Source organism: Gammaproteobacteria bacterium (assembly GCA_013003425.1).
Lineage (GTDB): Bacteria > Pseudomonadota > Gammaproteobacteria > Steroidobacterales > JABDKV01 > JABDJB01.
The window spans coordinates 38,071-60,517 of the sequence record JABDJB010000043.1 but is presented as its reverse complement, the minus strand read 5'-3'; the positions used below and the strand labels follow the sequence as shown (position 1 = coordinate 60,517).

At 60.6% G+C, this 22,447-nt stretch carries 13 protein-coding genes; 3 read left to right on the top strand and 10 right to left on the bottom strand.

What is annotated here, in order from left to right; all coding sequences use genetic code 11:
- From HKN06_06300 to HKN06_06290, 3 genes are all read right to left on the bottom strand, one after another.
- On the bottom strand, positions 1-1,727 hold a 1,727-nt coding region (locus HKN06_06300; protein ID NNF60926.1), incomplete at its 3' end, for a tandem-95 repeat protein.
- A 6-nt stretch (positions 1,728-1,733) separates the two neighbouring features.
- Positions 1,734-3,515, bottom strand: a complete 1,782-nt coding sequence (locus tag HKN06_06295; GenBank protein ID NNF60925.1) for a FecR domain-containing protein — start codon at positions 3,513-3,515, stop codon at positions 1,734-1,736.
- On the bottom strand, positions 3,512-5,065 hold the full coding sequence (locus HKN06_06290; GenBank protein NNF60924.1) for a tetratricopeptide repeat protein: 1,554 nt from the start codon (positions 5,063-5,065) through the stop codon (positions 3,512-3,514). Before HKN06_06290 ends, HKN06_06295 begins: the two co-directional genes overlap by 4 nt.
- 455 nt (positions 5,066-5,520) lie before the next feature.
- Between HKN06_06290 and HKN06_06285 the strand changes: the two genes are divergently transcribed.
- From HKN06_06285 to HKN06_06275, 3 genes are all read left to right on the top strand, one after another.
- Positions 5,521-6,189 (top strand): OmpW family protein, encoded by a 669-nt coding sequence (locus HKN06_06285; protein ID NNF60923.1) that lies wholly within the window; start codon positions 5,521-5,523, stop codon positions 6,187-6,189.
- A gap of 20 nt (positions 6,190-6,209) precedes the next feature.
- Positions 6,210-7,652 (top strand): cyclic nucleotide-binding domain-containing protein, encoded by a 1,443-nt coding sequence (locus HKN06_06280; GenBank protein NNF60922.1) that lies wholly within the window; start codon positions 6,210-6,212, stop codon positions 7,650-7,652.
- A gap of 139 nt (positions 7,653-7,791) precedes the next feature.
- The gene (locus HKN06_06275) at positions 7,792-8,328 is read left to right on the top strand and encodes a transposase (protein NNF60921.1); all 537 of its coding nucleotides are present in this window, start codon (positions 7,792-7,794) and stop codon (positions 8,326-8,328) included.
- 227 nt (positions 8,329-8,555) lie between these two features.
- Here HKN06_06275 and HKN06_06270 read toward each other — a convergent pair whose 3' ends face one another.
- The 7 genes from HKN06_06270 to HKN06_06240 all read right to left on the bottom strand — a co-directional run bounded on the left by HKN06_06270 (position 8,556) and on the right by HKN06_06240 (position 22,441).
- Entirely contained in the window at positions 8,556-8,888 is a 333-nt protein-coding gene (locus HKN06_06270) for a PilZ domain-containing protein (protein NNF60920.1), read from the bottom strand.
- A 42-nt stretch (positions 8,889-8,930) separates the two neighbouring features.
- Positions 8,931-11,186, bottom strand: a complete 2,256-nt coding sequence (locus HKN06_06265) for an adenylate/guanylate cyclase domain-containing protein (protein ID NNF60919.1) — start codon at positions 11,184-11,186, stop codon at positions 8,931-8,933.
- 188 nt (positions 11,187-11,374) lie between these two features.
- Positions 11,375-12,985 carry an SH3 domain-containing protein gene (locus HKN06_06260; GenBank protein NNF60918.1) on the bottom strand — a complete coding sequence of 537 codons (1,611 nt, stop codon included), beginning with the start codon at positions 12,983-12,985 and terminating at the stop codon, positions 11,375-11,377.
- 10 nt (positions 12,986-12,995) lie between these two features.
- Entirely contained in the window at positions 12,996-16,907 is a 3,912-nt protein-coding gene (locus HKN06_06255) for a hypothetical protein (GenBank protein ID NNF60917.1), read from the bottom strand.
- Between the two features lie 80 nt (positions 16,908-16,987).
- Complete coding sequence (locus HKN06_06250) at positions 16,988-18,784, bottom strand: hypothetical protein (protein ID NNF60916.1); 1,797 nt, start codon at positions 18,782-18,784, stop codon at positions 16,988-16,990.
- Positions 18,765-20,801: a hypothetical protein gene (locus tag HKN06_06245; protein NNF60915.1), complete on the bottom strand. Its 2,037-nt coding sequence runs from the start codon at positions 20,799-20,801 to the stop codon at positions 18,765-18,767. Before HKN06_06245 ends, HKN06_06250 begins: the two co-directional genes overlap by 20 nt.
- The gene (locus HKN06_06240; GenBank protein NNF60914.1) at positions 20,789-22,441 is read right to left on the bottom strand and encodes an FHA domain-containing protein; all 1,653 of its coding nucleotides are present in this window, start codon (positions 22,439-22,441) and stop codon (positions 20,789-20,791) included. The genes HKN06_06245 and HKN06_06240 overlap by 13 nt, the downstream gene beginning before the upstream one ends.
- Between the last annotated feature and the right edge of the window lie 6 nt (positions 22,442-22,447).

Sequence of the window (22,447 nt, the reverse complement as noted above, 5' to 3'; positions counted from 1 at the left end):
CTGGCACTGTAGTCAAAACTGTCGCTGGTCGTCTCGCTGCCATCGTGACTGTATTCGAACGTACCGTCGGCATTGAAGGTCAGCTGGCCGTTGACCGGCGGGCTTTCCAGCGTGGCGGTCAGCTGGCTGTCCGGATCGACATCGTTGGCCAGTACGCTGGTCGCACCGCCCAGCAACAGATTGCCTGTCTGACCCTCATCGACAGTGATGGCATCGGGATTGGCCACCGGTGGGTCGTTAACCGGGTTGATGGTAATGGTGACGGTGGCCGGGTCGGAGTCGCTGAAGCCGTCGTTGGCCACGTAGGTAAAGCTGTCAGCAGTGGTCTCGCCGCCGTCGTGGTTGTACTCGAACGTGCCGTTGGTAAAGACGAAGACCTGACCATTGGCCGGCGGGTCGGCGAGAACTGCCGTGAGCGGATCGCCGTCGACATCGGTATCGTTGTCGAGCAGGTTGACCTGGCCGCTAAAGGTGCCGCCCTCATCCACCGTGCCGCCAACGTCGTCGTTGGCAACGGGACGGATGTTGGTGACATTGAGGGTCACGGTCACCGGCGTCGATTCGTCGATACCATCAAATGCCACGTAGGTAAAAGTGTCGACGCCGGGGGCGGAACCGTCGTGCACGTAATCAAACGAGCCGTCGTCGGCCAGACCAAACTGCGCGGCATTGGCCGGGCCGGTCACCAGCACCGCAAACAGCGGGTTGCCGTCGCCATCGGTATCGTTTTCCAGCACGCCGGGTTCGGGCACGCTTAGCGTCTCTCCCACCGCCAGCGTGTAGTCCTCCGGCAGCCCCGCCGGGACAGCATTGACCGGGTCGGGCGGCTGTGACAGCGCGTTTTCATCGACGGTAATGATTCCGGTCGACGCGTAGTTATCGAAATTGTTGTTGCGGAAACGCACGATCTCTTCGTTGAGATCGAACGCGCCAATGGGGGTGTTGCCCACCAGCACCGGGTCGCCGTCGATCGTGCCGTCGATGCGGCCGTCGGATAGATCCTCGGCGACCGCAAACACGCTTTCCGGTGTGGGTGCGGCAAAACCGAGATTAACGGCGACGCGGTTGACCACATTGGCCAGCCCGCCCAGCAATAACGCGTACTGGCGCTGGGCGTCGGCCGTAGCAGGATCGGGCGTGACCGGGTTGGCCGGCACGGTGCTGATGGCATCGAAGCCGAACACGCCAGTCGCCTGCGCACGCAGCGCTTCGAACTGCTGCATGAAGGTGCCGCCGATGGTCTCGCGGCGGGCGGCCAGCACCAGCGCCTGGCTGGCCAGCGTTACCGTGGTGACCGTCTCGCCGGCTGGCAGGATGCTTTCCAGGCCCTGGTTCGGGCCGAGCACGATACGCCGCTTCCGTGCCGGGTCCGGTTCGCGGTCGGCTTCGTCGACATAGCTGCCACCGCGGGTACGTACCAGCAGGTCGCCGGTGCCGGGCGGAATTGTCGCATTGAAGTTGCCGTTGCTGTCAGTAACGACTGAAACGATTGCCGGGCCCGACTCGTTACCGAATATGTCGATGGGAATCAGGTCGACGTCGGCAATCTCCAACGCCCCTTTCATCGCCGTGCCGGTAATTTGCACGCCACTGACCGGCGGCGGCGCCGGTTGCACGACAGGTGCTGTCGCTGGTGACCCGGAACCGCCACCGCCGCCACAGCCGGCTACCAGCAGCGCCGCGACAGCGGCGTGTGACAGGCGAACAAATGTGCAGCGTAGTTTCATGATGTTCTACGGCGCCGTGGGCGCTCCAAATACGACCGCGCCGTTTACTGTGGTACCGGCCGGCCCGGACAGACCGTAGGTCATGCCGGCGCCGTTTGGCAGCCCGTTAGCTGCGGGTGAATTAAAGAACCCGGAGAAACTGCCGCTGCCGGGCAGCTGATTGTCAATCAGCACGTTGTAGGTGCCATTGAACAACTCGTTGACGATGGTGCCGCCACCCGACGCCGACCAGTTGGAACCGTTGATACCCAGCTGCAGGCTGCTCTCGACCGTCAGCGCACCAAAGTCGGCCATCAGGCTGGCGTTGCCGAGAATGCCGCTGTTACCGGAGTTGTCGGTCGGATCGGTGTTACCGACGATAACGCGGAATGTCGCCGTCCCGGTGGTCGGCATGACCGGGCGTGTCGGCAGCATCGGCCCGTACACCCAGTGCAGGCTGGCACCGGACAGGTTGATATTACTGCTCGATGCCCCCTGGGTGACCGTGGCAGTGCCGTTGCTCCAGCGACCCCAACCCATGCCGGTGCCCGGATCGAAACCGTCGTCACGCACCTGCGCCGAACCGATGGCATAAAACGACTGCGTGCCGGCAGCGTTGACCGGTGGCGCATCAAAGCCGCCAAGATCATTACCGGCAAACGTGCGCCGGCCGCGTGGCGATGAAGCAGTAAACGGTTGCGCCCTGGCCAGCGCCACGGCGCGAATGTCCGGCACATCGCCGCCGGTAATCGACTCGCCGTCTTCGGTGTTTAGCGGAATCTCGGGCGTTGTTTCGAAACCGCCGCCGGTGGAGCTGTTGTAGGGCGGTGCCAGCAGGTCGGGGCCACCCGGATCACCGGTCTGCCCACCGTCCCCGCTGCCGCCGCGACTGGCCTGACGTGAAGGGGCGTCGTCACCACCATCACTGCCATCACCGCTGTCACTACCGTCACCGGGTGCACCCGGGGAACCTGTTCCACCAGTGGCCGGATCATCCGGTGGTGGCGTAGCAGCACGTGCACTGAATCCGGAATCTGTCGGTGGTTCGCTGCTGGCCGGTAATCCGACATCGTCGGCATCATCACCAGCGGCAACACTGGCCTGACGAACTTCTTCGGCAGCAGATTCCTCATCGGCAAGCTCGGTTGCCTCTACATCGATAAGCGGCACCGGCATCGCCGGAACCTGGCGTGGCGGCGTATCCTGGTCCTGCACGTAGGCATACTGACCGGCCGCAATAGTCAGTTCGCCCACCGCGTTGGCCATGAACACGCGACCCTCGGTAACGCTGACGTATAGTCCGTTCGGCGCTGGCGTCTCAATGCCCGGCGGCGGCTGGCAGTCGCCGGCACACCACACCACGGCATAGTGAGTCCCGCGTATACCCATCGTCGCTGCCGGCGTGCGCACTTCGTAGTCTTCCGCGTCATCCCGGCCTACGGCGCCGGTAATGGTGCGAAAACCCCCTTTGATCAGTTCGGTTACCGCACTGTCGTCACTTGCCACCACTACCGACCCGTCCGGTTGCTCGACTTCATCGCCAGCCTGGAAATATTCGATTACCTGAAAGCGGGTGTCGGGGCGCAGCGCAAACTTCGCCCCGTCACGCATCAGCAACTGGGCCCGCGCCCTGGGTGCGGTGACGATCACATCCGATTCGAACACGGCGTCGTCGCGTTTGAGCGGTACCACTTCGTCACGCTCGGCGGTTACCGCACCGGCCACAAACATGGCGCGCCCGGCTTCGTTTGCCGCATGAGCCGGCAGCACCAGCAACATCACAATCATTAATGGCGTGAAATATTTCATCGCGCCACCTTGCGCAATTCGAACGCCAGCTCGACGCGGTCGTAGTCGAATATCGCCACGTTGGATTCGTTACTGATAAAACGCAGCCGTGGCACAAACGTCCAGCCGCGTATCGGCCGGTTGTCACGCAGCAGCGACAGGCCGGCGATTAACTGCTTGTCCTTCCGATCCGTGCCAAAAAACGTGGTGTTGCCGTTGTAGGGAATGCGCAGGTAACCGATATCGGCACTGAGATCGTCATTGCCCCAACGCCACACCGCGGCAACCCTGCCGCCAAGACGTGAATTGCTGTACGCCGAGGCCTGATCCTCGGCGCGATCGCGGCCGCTTAGCAGAGTCCAGCTGAGATGGCTGTCACCCAGCGGCTGGTGCAGGGACAGCGTGTACATAAAGCGGGAAACGTCGCGAATGCGCTGGGCGCTGGCAAAACTGACCGGGCCGGCCCGGAAAGACACGTTCAGTGCCTTGTCGCCGGCCAGTTCACCGCGAAAGCCGAGGTCCAGCGCGGTGCTGCGTTCATTGAAACCACCATCCAGTCCGGACCAGTAGGCCGCGCCGCCCACAATGAAATCACCGGCACCGGTCGTTGCCACCAGTCCAGCGGTGGCGCTGGCCAGGCTGCTGTCGACAAAATCGGCTTCCGGGTTGTGGCGATGACTCAGGCCCGCCTGGTACTCCAGCGCCAGCGTCGGACCAAGCGGCTTATGCACCCTGGCACCAAGCTGTGCTTCGAAAAACGAACTGGACTGCTCGAGGCTGCGCGGGTCCAGGCTGAACCCCAGGAAATCGGTAATGTCGGCTGCGCCATTGGCATTGCTGTCATAACCGGCCAGGGCCGAGGCGTAAAACTCGCGGTTACCCGGCCGCGGCGGTTCGGGTTTTGTATCAATGGCGTCGATGTAGCCTTCGATAGCGCCCCGTACCGCCGCCGGCGGATTCTTTTCCAGCAAGGTCGCAAATTCACGCCGCGCACGATCGCGGTCGCCGGTCGCAAAAAGGGCACGCGCCAGTTCCATGCGCGCACCGACGAAACCCGGTAATGCCTGGGTTACCCGCTCCAGCGCGAACACAGCATCGCCGGCATTGCCGCTGTCGAGGGCTGCGATCCCGTACAGATAATCGAAGCCGCTGTCACCCGCCCACTGTGACTCGAAACCTGACAGGTATTGAAACGCCGCCTTTGGTTGCGCCTCCGCCATCAACCGGGACGCTTGTCCCAGCATGCTGCGGTCAGAGCGCTCGCCTGCAGCTATGGCAAGACCACCCGAACGCTGGAAAGACTCTGCACCACGCGCAGCGGTGGTGCTGCGCTCCGGCTGCGCTGCCGGCGCGGCCGGTGTTGTCGGCAGTTGCGTCGCATAAACCGGTTTACGCGGCTGCCGCGGCGCGGTTACAAAAACTTTTTCGGTGTAATAGCGGCTGACATAGCCAACGCTGCCATCGGAAAGCTCGATCGCGTACCACTCAGCCGACTCACTCACCAGGGGCGCGGTTTTGCCCGGTCGCATTACCGCGATAACAGCGCTGTTGACGGTTGGCCTCTCGCGCACATTGACATGCGAGGCGACACTGCCGGACGCCTGAACCCTGGCAGAGTCTGCTGCCCCCCACCCGGCTGCCGGCCATAGCAGCAGGGCGATGATCGCTACCCACAACGACTTGATGTTTTTTCCCTTATCCCGGCCTTAAAGCCGGTAGTTATTCGAAATAAGCTTAGTCCAGAACCCGCATAGCGCAAGAAAATTAGACTAAGTCCAGAATTGCCGTTAAGCGGCATTTTCTTTTCCGGCCTGTTGCGGCCGATCCCCCGTCCTGGTCCGCGCTGTATCCGCGGCGATTCTTGTAACGACCAGTCTAGGCTTTTCGGCTATCGAATTTGCTCGGGTGAGACATAAGATGCAGTAAAAAAAGGGCCTGTGGCTGCGGCAGCGCAGCACCATCTTCGTGCCGGCGTTGACTAGACTGTAACCAGTGCCAATCTGATGGCGTGGGGGGGTAGGGCAAGTTGAACGCGGTAGCAACGATCAGCGCAGCCGTGCTGTTTACTGGCCTCACACTCAGCGGGCCGGTCAGCACTGAACCGGTCAACAGTATTGCCGCAGGCGTGTTCCACTACGGCTTTGACAGCAGCAGCAATGATCTCAGCGGGCCGCAAACTCCTGGCGGTATTCGTGTGTCTGCGCGCGACACCAGCACGCTTGCGATCGTTTACACGCGCCATTTCAGCGATCAATGGTCGCTGGTGCTCGCACTGGGCGCACCCCCGACCTACAAGCTGAAAGGTGAAGGCATCGTCACCGCATTAGGCGATCTGGGCAAAGCGCGTGCCATCAGTCCGGCCGTGTTGCTGCAACGACACTTTGACCTGACCGGAAGCCTCGTTCCTTTTGTCGGTATTGGCGCCTCCTACAATCAGTATTCTTCCGCGCATGCCTTTCCGGCTCTGGAGGCTGCGCTCGGCGGGGAGACCGCGGTTCACATAGACGGCGGGTTCGCCCCGGTGCTGATCACGGGATTCGATGTCGTTCTTTCCGCCCGCTTGCTGACCACGTTATCCGTCTCATTTAACGACCTGGATGCCGACATTACATTGAACACGAGCGGTATCGAACGAAACATCGCCGTTGATCTGGACCCCGTTGTTTACCGCCTTACCTTAGGTTTTCGCTTTTAAGCTTTGCAGAGGACACTGACATGCAAGAAGCCTTGAGCTTTCTGAACCAGTTGAGTGATGACGATATCGAATCCCTGTTCGAGCTGGGCAGCGAACAGCAAACCATTACCAATACTGTCATCCTGAAGGAAGGTGAGGTCTCACCGACCCTGTACATCGTGCTCGAAGGCCTGGTCGGCGTGAGCACACGGTCGCTGCCCGACCGGCAACTGGCCACCCTCGGGCCCGGCGAGCTCGTTGGCGAGATTTCTTTCCTCGAGCAAAAACCTGCCATCGCAACCGTCACGATTGTCGAAAACACGCTGCTTCTGGCAATTCCAGCAGATGCGCTGCGCGAGGCGATGGAACGCAGGGCGGGATTCGGCAGCAGGATGTATCGATCGCTGGCGTTGCTTGCGGCGCAGCGCCTGCGCAACCAGGTGTCGGCGCTGGGACGCTGGGTCAAGCGGAGCGAGAAAGGCAGGGTCATCGACGATGAGCTGTTTGGAAAAATCGCCTCGACCGTTGACGACTTCAAGCAACTCATGCGCGACTGCGATACCCAGGCACTGCAAAACGACGGTGAAGTTCCTCAGCAGCTGCGCCAAAAGGCACTGGCGGACTTCAGCGAACTGACGCGTGGCGCTAACCAGATATTGGGACAGCAATCCGAATTGGGCGAGGCGGTTGCCAACAGCCTCGGTGCGAGGTTTCAGCAGGAATTCCTGCCCTATCTTCTGCTAACCCGAACCGCAGAACGTTTCTACTCCAAGCCGCGTGGCTATGCCGGTGACTTTCTCACCATCGAAATGATCTACGAGAACAGCCCGAGCGGGACCAGCCGCATCGGGCCGCTGCTCGACGAGTGTTTTCTGCGTGAACCGGCAGCCACTGCCGTGCAAAACCGGCGCGGCCTGTTGTGCGATGAAATTGAAAAGGCGATGCGCAGCGATGGCCCGACACGTGTCACCAGCATGGCTTCCGGCCCGGCCGCCGAGTTGTTCGATGTATACAAAACACTGGAGAGCCCGGAGAATTTAAAGGCCAGCTGTATCGACATCGACCTGCAGGCTCTGGCTTTCGTATCGGATCGCCGCGACCAGCGCAAGCTGCGCCAGCATATGGACCTGCTCAACTGCAACCTGGTTTACCTCGCACTGGGGCGCCAGGAGCTAAATCTCGCCAATCAGGACCTGGCCTACAGCATCGGATTGATCGACTACTTCGCCGACAAATTTGTCATCGAGCTGCTCAACTATGTGCACGGCATCCTGCGCGAGGGTGGGAAAGTGATACTTGGAAACTTTCACCCGCGCAACAGCTCGCGGGCAACGATGGATCATGTGCTGGACTGGAAACTGATCCATCGCACCGAGGACGACATGCATCGGTTGTTCAAGGCGTCAAAGTTCGCAAGGCCCTGCGATGAAATCCGCTACGAGGAGCAGCGTGTCAACCTGTTTGCCTCCTGCATCAAGCAATAAGGCCGACAACTGCCGGCCACAACCCGCCGTCCGGCATCAAACCGTAGGAGCGGCTTCCAGCCGCGATCCACTGCAGCCCGCTGTCCCGGCATTGAGCCGTAGGAGCGGCTTCCAGCCGCGATCCCGACCCCCATGCGCGGTGAAAATCCAGGCGAATACGCGAGATTGCGAACGCAGCGTCGTGGCGACACAGCCGTACGATGCGGATGTGACCGCAAGACGACCACATGCGAAAAACCTGCGCAAGGGGCGAATCTCGCAGGTCGGCCTTCACTATTTTCTTACCACATCGGTCGCGGGGCAGCGGCGAATATTCACAAAGCGCGAGTACGCGACGAGCGTGCTTGATGCTGTTCGCTGGCTTCACGACGCGTCGCGATTTTTTGTCGATGCTGCGGTCGTTATGCCAGACCATCTACATCTGGCCGGACGGCTGGATGAAGGCACACTGAGCAAAGTCATGCACACACTAAAGAGTTACAGCGCACATCGGCTAGCCGGTGCAGGTATCGCAACACCGGTTTGGCAGCGAGGCTTTCATGATCACGCCCTTCGCGGCGATGAAGATTACAGAATCCGGGTTCGTTACCTGGTCGAAAACCCGGTTCGAGCGGGACTAGTGGAGCGGGTTGAAGATTATCCTCATCTCATCTTGCCAGGATGGTGGCGGGACTGATTATCGCGGCTGGAAGCCGCTCCTACGATGGTCGCGGTGCGGTATCGCGGCTGGAAGCCGCTCCTACGATGGGCGCGGCACGATATCGCGGCTGAAAGCCGCTCCTACGATGGTCGCGGCGCGGTATCGCGGCTGAAAGCCGCTCCTACGATGGTCGCGGCGCGCTATCGCGGCTGGAAGCCGCTCCTACGATGGTCGCGGCGCGGTATCGCGGCTGGAAGCCGCTCCTACGGTGAGGATTCGCTGTCGAGATCGGTGTAGGTAAGACCGGTCTTTTTGTCGCGCGTGCGCACAACGCGCATCTGCCGGGTGTTGATGTGCTCCCAGCCTTTCTCGGTTGGGCCCTGGATTACGGCGTGGACGATCATCCCGGGCGGCGGCGCCTGCGCTTCGTCGACCTCGAGCAGAACACCGGTCGGTGAAATATCCAGCGTGTGGCAATGCCACTCGGCATCCCCTGCCGGATCGCGCAGCAGAAACGGCAGGTCTACGTCGATGCGGTCATCGCGGCGTCTTTCGGACACTGGGTTGTTGCTCTTGTTGTTGTCAGGTTCACTCATTGTACTTTCTCGCCGCCGGTCTTTTGGCCGGGCCAGACATAATTACTTGGTGGTCAGGGTAAATACGCCGTCCCAGTCGTCGCCGGGCGGGTTCTCACGGAAATGTGCGATGCGCTCTCGATAGATATTGTAAATTTCGTGGCCGTCGCGTTCGTGCAGCGCGGCGAATTCGGCATCGGCCAGCTCCCACTTCTGCGCGTGATAAAGCATCATCGCCAGCTGGTAACGCGACAGGAAAATCTTTTGCTCGGGCGACAATTCGTCCTTGCGCCCGATCGGCTCGAATATGGCAACCGGCTCGTTTTTGCCTTTTACCCGCACCCGGTCCAGCTCGCGGAAGGCGTACTCCGGTACTGCAAGATAGGTACCCTCGCTGACGATGAACTCGACATGATAGCCCTTGGTCTGGCCCTCCAGGCGTGAACCAAGATTGACCGTATCGCCCATCACCGTGTAAGCCACGCGGAACTGCGAGCCCATGTTGCCGACGTTCATCGGCCCGCTGCTGACCCCTACGCCGACGCGCACTTCCGGCCAGCCGCGCTCCGCAAATTCATCACGCAGGCTGGCCATACGGTGAATCATCTTCATCCCTGTTTCCACCGCATGCAGCGCGTGCTTCTCGTCCGGCAGCGGCGCGCCCCAGAATGCCATTACCGCATCACCCATGTACTTGTCGATTGTGCCGCGATTCACATGGATCAGCTCAGTGATTGGCGTCAGGAACGCGTTCATGAACTTGGTCAGCTCGGTCGGCGCCATGCCTTCGGAGATGGTGGTGAAGCCGCGTACGTCGGAAAACAGCACGCTCATGTCGCGATTCTCGCCCTCGATGGATACCTCGCTGTGGTCCTGGTCCATCTCATCGACGATTTCCTTCGGAATGTACTGGCCGAACACTTTTGACAAGTGGCGCTTGTTGCGTGACTCGACGAAGAAACCGTAGTTGAACTGCAGCAGGGCGTTGACAAACAAGAATGCCAGTGTGCCGGCCACCGGTACCACAAAGTCTTTTTCGATCCAGAAATACAGGTTGATGCCCACGGCAGCCACGACAATTGCAATCAGCATGACAAACTCGTTAAACGGCGACATACGCGGCAACACCAGCGCTATGAGAATGCTGATAATCAACAGCGAAAACAGCTCGACACCGCGCGCCCAGTCCGGCCGGTAACGAACGCTGCCATCCATCAGCCCGGCGATAACGTTGGCATGCACCTCGACGCCGGGATAAGCCTTGTCGACCGGTGTGGTGTGCAAATCGAGCAGGCCCGCGGCCGACGCCCCGAACAACGCAATCTTGTCCTGCAGCACAGCCGGGTCGGCGGTCAGTTTCAGAACATCAGTGGCGGACACATAGGGAAAGCTGTTGCGCGGGCCACGAAAAGGCACCAGCACACCAGCACGATGATCGACCGCAATGGTCTGCTCACCAAGCTTGAGCGCTTCCAGCGCCAGTCCGCCCAGGTCGCCCTCGGTATCGGCAAACACGAACTGCAGCGGCGGATTTCCCAGAGCGTGCAGTGCCATAGACAAGGCCAGGGACGCGTACAGGTCGCCGTCGTAACTTACCAGCGTGGCAGCACGCCGGGTTACACCATCGTTATCAATGAGCGGCTTGTTGATAAAGCCACCCGCCAGGGCCTCCGATTGCAGGATAGGCAACGCTGCAACATAGCCACTGGCTTTGGGAAACGGCACGGTAATACCTTCCAGCTCGTCACGCCGCCGTACCGGGTCTGGCAGCAGGCCGGTGGCCGTTTCCTCGCCGTCCTTCACTTCGAAGCGAAAGGCATAGCCGAGCACCAGATCACGTGCAATCAGTGATTCGGAAAATATACGGTCGGTCTCCAGATCATAGCGCCGCTCCCGCAGGTTGTTGTGCAACTCCTCCGGTAGTGCGCCGGTTGCCAGCATTTCATCGACTATGCGAATGGCGGACGGATCATCTGACTCGGCAAACAACGCGTCAAAACCGAGCAGGCGTATCTGGTAGTCGTCAAACAGCTTGTTGACCAGGTCACCCATCTTGTCGCGCGGCCACGGCCAGTGGCCTTCGGTATTAAGGCTGCGCTCGTCCAGATCGATGATGACGATGCGCTCGTCCACACCACCGGGCATTGTCAGCCGGATACGCGCGTCGTAGGCAAAGGTCTCAAGTTCGGTAAGAAAATTGAATTGCTGCCAGCCGCCGGCATGCAGCAGGAACGGCACCATCGCAACGACACTGATCAGCAGTCGCGCCGGGGCGTGGCCCCACAGTACCCATTCGGAAATGCCTTTCAGCAGCTGCATGGATGCCAGTCTACGACAATGCCCGGTCGCGTAACTGCTGCCAGTGCGTGTTCCGGCGTCGTGGCCGGCACGCGTGAGGCAAGGACGCCGCAGCGCGCCGGCCCCGATTTGAGCGAGGCCACGGACGGCCGAGTGAAATTAAGCCGGCACAGGCACTGGCAACAGTGGCTCGACGGGTCACAGACGGGCTATTCGGCGGCGAGAAAGCGTCCCGCAACCCAGCCTTCGTTGGTGCGGCCATAATCCTGCCACTGGATACGCGCCCAGTCGCCCCGCCGCTCGGTTACTGCGACCGGGTTGCCCTGGTACAGGCTGCCGACCACGCGGCCTTCCACCGTCGGCACGGCGCGGATACGCAGCGAGTCAGCCATGACAACATGCGGACCGAGATCACCGCTGGTGACCGCCGCCGGCCTGGAACTAACCGCCGGGCGTTCACTCATCACCGGTGCCCGCGGTAGCGGCTGCGTGGTGGCCACTGGCGGTGCTGTCGGCTGGCTGACAGGCGTCGCCGGCGTCGTCCGGGCAACACCGGCGGTGCTCGCACCAGTAAACACAGCAGCGAACACTGCCGGATCAAAATGATCTTCGTCGGCCATTACCTCATACAGGCTGTCGACCTCACCCTTCATGGTGCGGGTAATACCGGAAAATACATCAAGCGCCATTGTCACCTGTTCGGCGTCGCTGTAGTCACTGTAGCTCGCCGCCGCACTGCGCAGTTCACTCATGATGGCCGCGTTGCTTTGCGCGCCGAAGTTCATGCCGTCAAGACGACTACCCAGCTGCGCCAGCAAGCCATCCAGTCGCCCTGCCGCTGCACGTATCGATGCCACATCGGTTTGCGACGCTGCATGTAAATCGCGTATTGCACCATTTAGCGAATTGGTCATTGCCGGCGCCACCGCTTTGGCCACAGCCTGGCTCATTGCCAGCGAGCTGTCGTTGAGCATGACCGATCCTGGTGGAGTCGGACTGCTGGCATCCGGCATCCAGCGCTGGTCTTTCAGCGAACGATGACAGCCATGGCAATCGAACAGGCCGAGCTCCGGAAACAACCCGCTACCGGCCATGCGCGAGCCCTGCAACAGTGTCATGTACTGCCGCGACGCAGCCACCTGACCGATAGCCCAGGCGCGTGTGTCCTCGACATGTTTTTTACGCTCGCGGTAGTCGGCGTCGACGCGATAGTGGCGCGGCTGCAGGTCGGTGAATTTCTGCAGGTCGAAGGACAGGCGCGGGTGTCCGGCACCCATGATTTCGTGTGTGGCAAATTTGTCCTTGGTGCCGAGGTGGCACGACAGGCACAGCTCGGCGCGGGCCACGGGATCCTCGGTCGGATACAAACCGGCTGCAAGGCTTTCCTCATGCTTGTCGCCACCGCCAGTAATGTGCACACCCAGCCACTTTTCGGCACCGCCATGGCAGGCCTCGCAGGCCACACCGTCGGCTAACTGAAACTGCAGCCCGCGACGTTCCCGCGGCACATAGTCGCTGTGACAGTCGAGACAGATTTTCGCCGTGTGCGCGGCGTCCAGACCCAGGTTCTCGGCAATACGCTCTGATCTTTCGTTGCGCAGCACATCATAAGCCTTCGAGTGCAGGTCATGCCGTGCCCAGGTGATGTATTCATTCTGCAGCACTGAGTAGGTATTGCGCACACCGGCTGAGCCGTGACAGGACGAGGCACCACAACTGCGCACACCGAGATGCTCATACTGGTCGTGTTGCGGTAATGCGCCATCGCTGGTCAGCGGCAGGAGCAGGCTGGTCAGTGTTATCAGTAATCGGGTATTCATGGCGATGCCTTTACTGCTTTTCCGGTTCATCGGTAACGAACCAGGGGTTTCCATTGTCGTCGATATAGAGTTTCTTCATTTCGTCCTGCGTTAACGGTCTCGACCCGAGCCGGCCGAACACAGCCATCTGGCCACCGGTCTCGTCTACAGCACGGTCGCGGTCGAGTCCTTTGGACAGCGCCAGCGCAGGTTTTCTTGTCGGGTAGTACGCCACCAGGTTCGGTCGCGGTTCCGGGCTGAACCCGTAAAAGCGCGGCTGGGTGTCGGGAGCCGTCAGCTGAATGACCTTGAGACCGCCGCTGCCGTCAGCGACGTACGCAAACTGTGTTGCATTGGTTGAACCGACTATCACATCGCGTGCATCGGCAAGCGCGCCATCAGCATTGTAGATCTGCTGCAGTCGCAATTGCTCGGGTTGCGTTGTGTCGATTATTGCCAGTCCCTGCGGTCCGGCGGCAACGTAGGCATAAGTGCGCGCAACATACACCCGCTGTGGGTCGGTCAGGCGAATAATATTGTCCGGCACGCGACGTGGCTGGCGCGGATCGGTAACGTCGACCGTCCACAGACCGAAGGCATCGGTGACAAACAGGTAGCGGAACTGCAATGCAGTCGCGCGACCGTCTTTGACTGCGATGGTTTCGACCAGCCGGGGTTGTAGCGGATCGTTCAGATCCAGTATAACCAGCCGGTCCGGCGTCATTACATAGACAAAATAACCACCAATCGTCAGGTGCCGGGCGCCATCGAGCACACCGTTTTCGTTCCAGGTCAGCGCCCGCTTCAGCTTGTTGTTGCGGAATTCACCGTCGGCCAGTGTGTTGACGTTTACGATGATCAGCCCTTCTTCGGCATCGGTGATCAGCGCATAGTTATAAATCGGATGAAATGGCTGCTCCTGGTTGACCACGCGCATCAGGTCGCCCTGGTTTTTGTCAGGCGCGATCGCCTGATTGGTTGGCAAGGCCACGCAGGTAGCGTTGCGACTGGCAATTCGCGTGTCGTGGCCGGTCGGCGCGAACGGCGCGGTGATCATGCGCTGGCTGATACCCTTGTTGGCGATACCTGCCACGTCATACGCACGGGTACCGCCGCGACCGACAGCGGCAAATAGATATTCGCCACGCAGCTGCAGACAGCTGGCAACGCCGGCGCCGTGACGGTAGCCGGTCTGCAGCTGGCGGTCATTCCCCTGGTGCCTGTTGTACCAGTCCGGATAGGCATATCGATGCAGGTAACTGCCAATGACGGCCTGAGGTTCTTCCCACTCGGTAACCTGAACCGCTTCAATTCCAGCCTCGGTTCCGACATACGCGTGATAGCCGACAAAGTTGACAAAGTTCGTACCCAGCAACAGCAGTTGCGCCATGATGGCGTTGTTGTCGTTTTCCTGTGACAGGTGACAGTCAGTGCAGGTCTTTGTTTCGGTCTTGCGCACCGTATGCGGGAAGTGCGGCGCAAAGGCCTGCGAACTGAAACCGCTGGCAGCTATCGGTGGCTGCTGCACATAGATTTTTTCGCGGTTGGCATTCGTCGACGACAGCACCAGTGCCGAGGTCGAACGCACCGGGGCAATACGGCCGCCGTTGATCTTGCCGCGGCGGCCTAACTGGAACATCTGGTCGCGCGCCACCTGCGGGTTATACGTGGCGTAGTTACGGGTAGTTTCGCCGTCGTAGTGGTGCATGGCCGTTTTCCAGTTGGCCTCGATCGGCAAATGGCAGCCGGCGCAGCTGGTGGTCCATGACAGGTGGCAGGTGTAACACTCCATATTGTCATCGCCGTGGGCGCGCTCCTCGGGTGTGACCGCCTGGCCCCACTCGAGATTGGCTGTGTCGCGGCTCATCAGCTTGGCGCGTGCCGACTTTTCGTTGTATTCGGGGTGCCCCGGCTGAACGCTGTCACGCACCAGGCTCACTTCCCACTCCAGGTCGGGGTCCATTACCGAACGCTGGATCAGCTTGTTGCCAACCCATTCGAAACGCTTCTTGCCGTTGCGTCCGGTCAACAATGACAGGTCGTTGCCGAACGGCGGTGCCGCCGGACCGGAGGTCACCAGTGACGGGTATGCATCGGCCGTGCCGTGACAGTCGATGCAGTCGATCTCGATGGCGTTGGCCACCTCGCCGTACAGATGGCCATTGCCATGAGTATCCTGGGCAAAGTGACAGTCGACGCAGTGCATGCCGACGTCGAGGTGCAGCGACGACATGTGCACGGCCTTGGAAAACTTGTCAGGATCTTCGTCGCTGACCACGTTATTGTCTGCGTCCAGCAGGCGCCCTTCACGATCGCGCTTGAAGATGGCACGGAAATTCCAGCCGTGACCGTGGTAATCGGCAAACTGGGTATCGCTCAGCTCCGGGTTGAGATCGGATACGTTCCTGAGGAACTCCGGATCAGACCATTTCCCGCGTACCGCAGCGCCTTCGGGGTTGCGGTCAAGGATTTCGCGCATCTCATGGGCATCGGGATAACGCTGCTCTTCGGGCCACATGTGCGGCGCGTCAGACTCATAGTCCCACATGGTGTAGCCGAGATAGGAATTGAGAAAAATATTCGGCTGGTGCATGTGGCAGATCATGCATTGCGACGTCGGTATTGCCGTCGTGAAGCGGTGCTCCAGCGGATGGCCGGGCTCTTCGTGCGGGATAGTCGGGTCGACCGTCTGCGTTTTGCCGGTGTGGCCAAACTTTGCATACTGCCGCGAGTGTCGCGGATCGCGATCGTTGGCGTAGACAACATGGCATGCACCACAACCGGAGGTGCGGAAATCACCCGGGTTGTCGTTGGTGCCGAGAAACCACATCAGCGGATCGTTCAGCCGCGTCTTGTGTATGTTAAGCACCGGCACCGCGATACGCCCGCCGGTGCCCGGCCCGCGGTTCGACTGGCGGAAATCGGGCCGGCCGGGTTCTTCGATACGCTGCAGCTGGCCACGTGAATTGGGCAACCCGGTTTCGGGAAACAGGTTGACGATATTGCGTCCACCGCGCTCGAACACGCGGAACACGTCTGCCGGCTTGATTGTCTCCCATGCTGGCAGCGGAAAGAGCGCCTTCAGCACGCCGCGACCCTGCAGCCTGTGGCTGTCCGGATCATTCCAGTCGGCCAGGCAGGCTTTCAGCGGATCGTAAACCTGGGTTTCTTCGGCGACCGGCCTGCCGGCAATTGCCGCGGCAGTGCCATCCGGCGTATAGGCCTCGCCGAGGATGTAGTTTTTGCACGGTACGATACCGTTGTTGTACGCCGCACCACCCCACAGCATCGCGCCGGTTGCCATGATGCTGCGCACGGCTGCATCGATAATTGGCTGGTGACACGCGCCACAGGCCTCGGAAGCAACGCGGTAATCGGACGGGTTGACGAATCGTACGTATTCTTTCGCCTCGCGATTGAGCAATGCATAGCTGCCCGCCGGGTTGGCCGAGCTGGGGAAATGCCACGTGCCGGGCAGGCTGGGCATGACGTGTGCGTGTTCCATCGCAGCCTGGTAACCAGGGCTGTAGCTGCGGTGCGCCCCGCCGTAATCCTTGCCGTGGTCGTCTTTTTGCTTTTTCGCTTTTTGCTTGCCGTGGTCGTCGGCGTGTTCGTCATCGTGCCCGGCGTCATGGTCATCGCCGTCATGCCGGCCGAGCCCTTCGGGTTTTCCGCTGTAGACCACGGTGGCGTCACCGCCGTGACAGTCGGTGCAACCGAGAATGACTGTCGTGGCGTCATGCATGGTTGCCGCATCACTGTCGGTGTGGCAGCTGGTGCAGCCGCTGCTCTTGGCATCGGCCTGTTGCTGTGTCTGCAGAGCCGGTGCCGGCGGATAAAACGGGTACACGATTTCGAGCGGCTTTTCTTCCTCGGAAGCAAAAACCTGCTGCACAGGTGCTGACAGGATGATTGCGGCGGCGAAGCCGAGATAAGCCGGCATAGACCGGCCTGGCCACGACCACGGCCATGTCCGCGTCAGTCGCTCGCCACTGTATATTCCGCTTGACCCCATGCGCATCCTTAGTACGTAAACAGAAAGTTGCCGACAACCGAGTATGGCGTTTCATCGCCGAACAGGTCCTTGAATCCCTGGCCCGGCAGCAGCGCCGAGCCCGACAGGCGCAGAACAATGTTTTGTGTCGCCAGCGGCCGGTAAATAATTGCTGCCGAGACATCCTGGCCGATATTGCGGTCGATGCCCGACTGGTTTCGTGCCACCTCTACGGTGATGGTGTCGTCGAACCACAGCTGGTTGGCATTGAACGACAGCCGCAGCTGCGGCGTCAGGTCCAGATCGGCGCCCAGCCCAAGCAACACGGTGCCGGGGTTAGAAAAATTCGACTGACCAAACTCCTTGGACGAACGCAGTGAATTAAGCACGCCGTTGCGGTTTGACAACGACACCCGACCGCCGCCAATCAGCGGCACCGGCTGGCGGATGTAAAAGCTCGTATCGGCGCCGGCAAAGATCGGGTTCTCGAAAATTGCATCAAATCCTTCCGACTTGTCGTCATAAGGATCGTCATCACCGGTGGCGTACAGGAACGAGCCACGCAACCGCAGCCAGTCAAAATCGATAGAGCCTTCGGCGGCGGCAAACCAGGCACGTATGTCCGACTTGTTGTTGACGAAGGTGGCGCGTGACTCTTCACCAAAGGCGTAGTAGGCAGAGGCCGTAAGGTTGAAGCGCCCGAAGTGCCCGTCGCCGTTATAGCCAAGATAGGTAACGTCGTAGTCACGCGTGCGCTCGAGGCCCAACGACGCCGGACGCTGGATGAAAGCATTGTCTTCGTAAAGGATGTCGCCGTCTTCCCGGTTGCGGTTGTGCACTATCGTTCCCTGGGAGAAAAAACCAAGCCGTGGCCAGTCCTGGCGGTACAGGTTAAAAATGAAGATATCGTCATCACGCAGGCTGTCGGCAAAGCTGCGCTCGGTGATGTCGTTGAGGCCACTGTTGGCATCTTTTTCGAGCCGCCTGAACCACGCCAGGTTGTACTGGTAGATATTGTTCCTTCGGGTACCGAACAGCCGCACCCCGAACTGGATGTCCTGAAACAGGAAACCGCGGAAATCGGTCGAAAATGGCTGTATACCCAACCGTATCGAATCGAAATCGTAACGCTCGGACACGTTGCGCAGATGCTTGTCGACAAATAATTCCTGCACCGCGAAGAAACCCTCGCTGCGTGTGGTGCCGGCACGCGGATCGGCCTTAAGCACGCCGCGTTCATCAACCTCGACACGACTGAAGTTGAATACCGGGGTAAAGCGAAACTCCCAGTCGGGTGGCTTGAACACGGTACGTCCCTTGTACAGCACCGTCTCGACGATGAGGTTCTGGTTGAATATGAACTGCTCGCCGCTGCCAATCAGGTCCAGGCTGCCGGGGCGGTCCGTGGTCTGCGAGCCCACCGGGGTCGGGAAACGGCGCGGCTCGAATAGCGTGTCGACGATGACCGACAGATTGAAAAACCAGTCCTTGCCAAATACCGGACGGTCGCCCTTGAGTGGGTTGCTTGGGCTGTATGGATCAATCAGTTTCTGCGGATAGCCCAGCGCATTGACGATGCGCCAGCGGTCTGGCACGGGCACCAGCGCTGACATCTGCTCAGAGCGCGCGGGCTCGACGGCGGTGGGGTCACAACCGACGTGATAACGGTGCGACGGCACCCCTGGCCGGCGCCGCACTGCCAGGGCCGCCGGCGAACATGGATCATCAACCGCCATTTCGACGTCGACGTGCTCGTCCGCAGCTGCCGGCGCCGCAGCAAACAGCAGCGCAAGCAGCGCTGCGTGGCTACTTGTTTTCACAAACATTCTGTTCATCGCTGTCGATATACGGGGCTTGCGGACAATTGATAAAACGCAGCCGGGTGCCTTTTGGTGTCAGGTTATCGGCGCGAATTTCCACCGGCGCATTGTTGATCGTACCCAGTGCTTCACCAGCTTCGTGCAGCCCCAGGAACGCGATCATGTCGTCCTGGTCGACGCCGTCACCGGAGATGCCGATACCACCAACCAGGGTATTCCCGCGGTAAACCGGCACGCTGCCCGGAAAAATCTGGATTCCGTTAGCGAGCAATCGTGATGCTCCGGACACGGTAAACAACGCCGGAGTCAGCCCGACGTCGATACCGATGACACCGGAGCAGTTCATGCCGACGTCCGGCACCAGTCCGAGAACAAAGGCGACGTGATTGATCACGGCGTTATAGACAATGTCGAGCTGCAGGCCAATGGCGAACGGGCTCCAGCGTCCGGCGCGTTTGCTGAACGGGCCCGGCGGCGTGGCGTCTATACCGTCGGGATAAAACGGCCGTGACAGGTTGCCACCGGCGCGGTCGGAAAATGCAAAGGCGCCGTCAGCCAGCGCTGTCGGCACGGCGAGAAAGTCACGCGCCGCGGAAACATAGCTGGCAAAGGACACGGTACGCAGCGGCGGACGCAGCATGCTGTCATCATCGAAGACGGTGCCGTCGAGATAAGCCGCGGGCGGCAGTCCGCTGAGTATGTCGGCGGCAGCCGCCGACGAGAAAAACGCCGCCGTGCGGGCTTTCTGCAGTGAAACCTCGGTACCGAACACGGGCGCGTCGCGAGTACGCACCACCGCCAGCACCTCGCCGTTTGTATCGACGATTGAAATTGTCACGCGCGCCGGTGATCCAAGCGGCCGCCGGATCTGCGCCCGGGCACGATTGGCTACGGCCATGGCGCTGCGGCCGAGCTGTCGCACTTCATCTTCGCTCAGCGCATCGGCACCATCGGTGCCGGCCCGCGGCCGGTAAAGCTCGACATCGTTTTCGTCGACCAGCACGAAAGCATCGAGGTCCGGGTAGTCGAGGGTGTCGGGGCGAAAACCGGACTCGGGCTGTCCGAATGCCAGTCCGGCCAGTGTTGTCGTGCCGTCGAAATAACCGGCCACCACCACCAGGCTGCCGGCAATACCGTCAATGCTGGCAAATGACGGCGCGGCACTGCTCAGCAGGTCATCGAAGCGTGCGTCCGTGTAGCGGAAAGTCTTGCCATCGGCGGTGATCCGTGAGGCCAGCCTGTCCTGCGGTGGCTCGAAATCAACCGTGGCGGCAAGCGCAATTAACTCGTCGACATCGGCATCGACGTCACCGGTAGGATCTTTATCGAGGCCGTAAAGCGCATCTGCAATTACGCCAACACCGCCGACAGGCGTGCCGTCACGATACAGCGGCAGGCCACCGGCGTCGGCCGACAAACCCAGCGGCGAGCGATGTGGCCCCGGGCTGGGGGCACCATTGAAGCGCGTGCTGAAATCGGAGCACGGCAGCTGGCTGAACTGCACACCGAACAGCGGCCCGGCCGCCTGGAATGCTTCACCCGGATTAAAGTGCTCCTGCACGATCTGCGATGCCGTGCGCGTGGTGAACGCGTTGCCCTCGCTGGAAAGATAGGCGCCGGTAATGGCCTTGGAAATCGCGGCCATGGTGTCGGGAATGATAGATATGCCTTCGAGCCCGCCGGAAATCTCCGGACCAGGCGGCGTTGAGCTGATGGTGATCTCGGTGTCGGCACCGGTCATACGAAAAACGCCGAGCACGTTTCCCACCCGGTCGACCACGGCAATCGTAGCCGCAACGTTGCGTGCCTGTGCCTCAGCGACTGCCTGCGCGATAACGGTCTGCACATCGCTGCTGGAAAGAAAACTTCCGGGCCCTGCACACGAGCCATCGCAGCCTGTGGCCGGCGGTGGTGACCCTGATCCGCTACCGGTCGCCGGTGCCGGCGATGATCCTGAAGTGCCGCCACATCCTGCAACCAAAAGACCCGCCAACAGAAATGCTGCGAGTCTCAGTGTGGCCACTGGCCCATCCCTTCCATGTGAAAGCCGTGACAGTCAATGCACGCTGTCGTGATCTTGCCGGCTTCGTCACTGCCAGAGTGACAGTCGCCGCAATCATAGACGTCCGGCATCAGTACATCGCCTGCCTCCTCGCTGGTTTCGGCTGCGTGGCAGTCGACACACTCAAAGGCCTTGTGCGGCTGGTGATCGAAACGCCCTTTTGGCATCCAGCGTTTGGTCAGTTGCACCGGTGCAACCACAAAACCGGGCCACCGGTCAGTTGCGTTTACCTCGTGACAGTTGGCGCAGGTGCGCTCATTGATGAGCTCCTTTGCTGTTAGCAGGGCCTTCACGCCAGCAGCCTGGATCAGCTGTTCGCGCACGCGACGATCGTCAATCTTGCCGGGCCGTCGGAATACGGCTGGATCAATGCCCAGTTCGCTGGTGTCTTCGACACCGTACAGGTAACGCCAGGCGTAATACTCCTCCATGTCGCGGATCACGACATCGGTTTGCGCGTGCGGCACCTGCCGGACCGGGTCGTTTGGCTCGAAGTCCAGCGTGTGACACGACTGGCAATCGCGTTCCATATTGACCGGCCGCATGATGGCACCGTCACCGAGCGGCAGGTGACAGTCGGCACAAGCGAGCACGACATCGCCATCGACACCCTTGATACCTTCGGGCGCGAGATGCTTTGCGTGTGGAAACTTAAGCCCGGATTTTTCCTCCAGCTGCGGGTCGCGCAGTGACACGCGTATCGTTTCCCAGCCGTCTGCTGCCGGCTGCAGCAGGCTGACGCTGAAACCGGCATGCCCGGCGAGGAAACCGCTGACGTCAAGCAATTCAGTCTGCGCATCGTAGCCGGCAATGTCCGCGTGGCAATCGGTGCAGGCAATGTGATCGCGCAAGACCAGCGCTTCGGGCTCGTTGTGCTCCTTGTGGCATTCCTGGCAGCGCCGCTCGGACAGCTCGCTGCTCACCGGCGAAGCTTCACCCACGTGTTGCTCTACATCCTCGTGACAGTCAAGACACAGGTGATTGGGTGTGCGGCGAAACGGGGTGTGGCAAACACTGCAATCTTCCCCGATGGAGCGGTGTGCATTGTGCATCGGGCCCGATAGCCACAGGTGATCGTCCGGCACCAGCGGCGTATTGCGCAGCATCGCGGCGGTATCGTCGCTGAAAAACACCAGTGCCGGTATCAGCAGACCGGCCAGCACGACCACTGCTGTTGCGATCCACGCCCAGCGGCGCGGGCGCAACCCCAGCTCTGACAGCCTGGTTTTGTACTGTGGCGGCGCGGCCGCGGCAGCTTTGGCCTCCGGGTCGAGTTCAAAGGTCAGCGCAAAATCAAAATCGTCCGGCGGCTCGATGACAGTAAGAATGTTGTCACCGATGCCGATACGATCGCCGATCTTCAGCGATGCGCTACGACAAATATTGTCGTTGACACTGACACCGCTGACACTTTGCGACCGCAACAGTAGACGCCCTTCGCGGCTGGTAATCGTCGCGTGCTGCAACGCGGCGCCGGGATGGCGGATATGCAGCGTCTGGTCGGTACCGCGCCCCAGTGTCAGTGCGCCGGTGTCAAATATCTTGTCGCGGGTTTTTGTCGCGCCTTCTCTGCGGGTTAAAAAACGTACCAGAATCCGCATTGGCGC

What these genes read in the sequence shown, in the direction of transcription:
- HKN06_06240 (NNF60914.1), bottom strand. Translation starts at nt 22,441, where the DNA reads ATGCGGATTCTGGTACGTTTTTTAACCCGCAGAGAAGGCGCGACAAAA.
- HKN06_06270 (NNF60920.1), bottom strand. Translation starts at nt 8,888, where the DNA reads ATGAGTGAACCTGACAACAACAAGAGCAACAACCCAGTGTCCGAAAGA.
- HKN06_06255 (NNF60917.1), bottom strand. Translation starts at nt 16,907, where the DNA reads ATGCCGGCTTATCTCGGCTTCGCCGCCGCAATCATCCTGTCAGCACCT.
- HKN06_06295 (NNF60925.1), bottom strand. Translation starts at nt 3,515, where the DNA reads ATGAAATATTTCACGCCATTAATGATTGTGATGTTGCTGGTGCTGCCG.
- HKN06_06280 (NNF60922.1), top strand. Translation starts at nt 6,210, where the DNA reads ATGCAAGAAGCCTTGAGCTTTCTGAACCAGTTGAGTGATGACGATATC.
- HKN06_06260 (NNF60918.1), bottom strand. Translation starts at nt 12,985, where the DNA reads ATGAATACCCGATTACTGATAACACTGACCAGCCTGCTCCTGCCGCTG.
- HKN06_06250 (NNF60916.1), bottom strand. Translation starts at nt 18,784, where the DNA reads ATGTTTGTGAAAACAAGTAGCCACGCAGCGCTGCTTGCGCTGCTGTTT.
- HKN06_06265 (NNF60919.1), bottom strand. Translation starts at nt 11,186, where the DNA reads ATGCAGCTGCTGAAAGGCATTTCCGAATGGGTACTGTGGGGCCACGCC.